The following is a 2212-nucleotide window of genomic DNA, read 5'->3' as shown; positions in this document are numbered from 1 at the left end:
ACCGACCCCACCCGGCTCGCCGCCTTCCGCGCCACCGTGCTGCGCGACGGCGCGGCCGCCTGGGCGCACCCGTCCGGCGACCGTGACCTGCCGGAGCGCACGGCCACCCACGACCTGCTGGCCGGCCAGGTGCGCATCGGCACCTGCGCGGACCACGACCGCAACCCCCACGCGCGCCGGACCTCCGGGCTCGCCCTGGAGCCCGCCCTGCTCGGCACCTCGCTGCTGGCCGTCGGCCCGCCGGGAGCCGGCAAGACCCGGCGGATCGTACGGCCCGTCGTCGAGTCCCTGGCCCTGCAGGCGCTCGCCGGGCGGGCCGGCGTTCTCGTCGTCTGCGCCGCCGGGACGCCGCTCGGCCCCGACGCGGCGTACGACGTCGTGATCCGGCTCGGCGACCCGGCCTCCCCGCACGACCTCGATCTGTACGGCGGGACGAACGACCCGGACGAGGCCGCCGCCTTCCTGGCCGAGGGGCTCGTCGGGGACCTGGACGCCGTCGACACCCGCCGGGCGGCGACGGCCCTGGCCCAGCTGCTCGGCCCCTACCGGGCGGCCCGCGGCCGCTTCCCGGCCGTCCCCGAGCTCTGCGAACTCCTCCACGGCACCCCGGCCGTCCTCACCGCCCTGCGCGAGGCGCTCGACGCGGGCGGCCACCACGCGATGCAGCGGGAGCTCGCCGCCCGGGTCCGGCAGATGGGCTCGCCGGCCGATCCCTGCCCGCTGCTCGCCGACCGGGCGGCGCTCCTGGACCGGCCGGTCTTCGCCGGCTTCTTCGGGGGCGGGGAGAAGGCGCGGCCGTTCTCCCTGCGCGCCCTGTGGCACCACCCGCTGCGCGTCCGCGTCGACCTGCCCGAGCGCGGCCACGAGGAGGCGTCCCGCCTGCTGGCCCGGCTGATCCTGGCCCAGTTCACCGCCCTGGCCCCGGCCCGCACCGACCGCACCCTCTTCACCTGCCTGGTCCTCGACGACGCCACCCGGACCCTCACCACCGAGACCGTCCGCGGCATCCAGGGCCTGCGGTCCGCCAACGCCGGGGTCGTGCTCGGCCTGCGCGGCATCGCCGACGTGCCCGAGGCCCTGCACATCCCGCTGCTCGGCGCGGTCGGCTGCCACGCCGCGCTCTCCGGGGTCACCACCTGGGACGGCAAGCGCCTCACCGAGGTGTGGGGCACCGAGTGGATCGAGACCCGGGAAGTCGCCCAGCACACGGTCTTCGCCCAGCAGCCGCTCATGCGCGCGGTGCACGCCCTGCGCAAGCTCGTCACCGGCAAGGCCGTCACGACCGATGCCGTGACCGTGCGGCAGGTCGAACGGCAGCGCTGGTCGGCATCCGAGCTCGCCCACCAGCTGCCCTCCGGGCACGCCGTGCTGTCGCTCACCACCGTGCGCGGCGAGCACGTGCCGCCGCTGCTGGTCGAGCTCGGCGGCGGTCCGACAAGCTGAGCGCAGTCCTACGCTCTGGCAGAATTGAAGGGCGCTGTTCATACGCGACGGCGAAATCCATCCGTCCCCCGCTCGAAGGTTCCGCGCCCCATGCCGCCCACGCTCGCCTCCCTGCTCCAGCACTCCACGCTGAAGCTGACCGTGCTCGCGGGGCGGGACCGGCTGGACACCCCCGTCCGGTGGGCGCACGTCAGCGAGCTCGCCGACCCGGCGGCCTGGATGGACGGCGGCGAACTGCTCCTGATCACCGCCATGAAGATCGACCCGGAGGACGCCGAGGCGATGCGCCGGTACGTCCGCCGGCTGGTCCGCGCCGGCGTCGTCGGCCTCGGCTTCGCCGTGGGCGTCAACTACGACCAGGTGCCGGACGCGCTCGTGCAGGCGGCCGAGGCGGAGGGCCTGCCGCTGCTGGAGGTGCCCCGCCGCACCCCGTTCATCGCCATCACCAAGGCGGTCTCCGCCGCCATCGCCGCCGAGCAGTACCGCGCCGTCACCGAGGGCTTCGACGCCCAGCGCGAGCTGACCCGCGCCGCCCTCGCCCCCGAGGGGCCCGCCGCCCTGCTCGCCCGGCTAGCCACGCACCTCGACGGCTGGGCCGCGCTCTACGACGCCTCCGGCAGGGTCGTCGCCGCCGCGCCCGACTGGGCGGCCCGCCGCGCCGGCCGGCTGACCGCAGACGTCGCCCGGCTGCGCGAGCGGCCCGCCCCCGCCACCGCCGTGGTCGGCGCGGACGCGGACGCCGGCGACGGCGAGGAGGGCACCGACCGCG

The 2212-nt window shown here is 76.8% G+C and carries 1 protein-coding gene and 1 pseudogene; both read left to right on the top strand.

The window, feature by feature from the left end; translation table 11 throughout:
• Positions 1 to 1443, top strand: a pseudogene (locus AB0K09_RS32770) (ATP/GTP-binding protein); the annotation flags it as partial.
• Between the two features lie 90 nt (positions 1444 to 1533).
• Positions 1534 to 2212, top strand: a 679-nt coding sequence (locus AB0K09_RS32765; protein ID WP_366069036.1) for a PucR family transcriptional regulator ligand-binding domain-containing protein, incomplete at its 3' end; no start/stop codon positions are given.

This window comes from Streptomyces sp. NPDC049577, from assembly GCF_040675635.1.
In the GTDB taxonomy this organism is placed as follows: Bacteria; Actinomycetota; Actinomycetes; order Streptomycetales; family Streptomycetaceae; genus Streptomyces.
The sequence above is the reverse complement of the archived record's forward strand: the minus strand, read 5'-3'. Positions and strand labels throughout refer to the sequence as shown.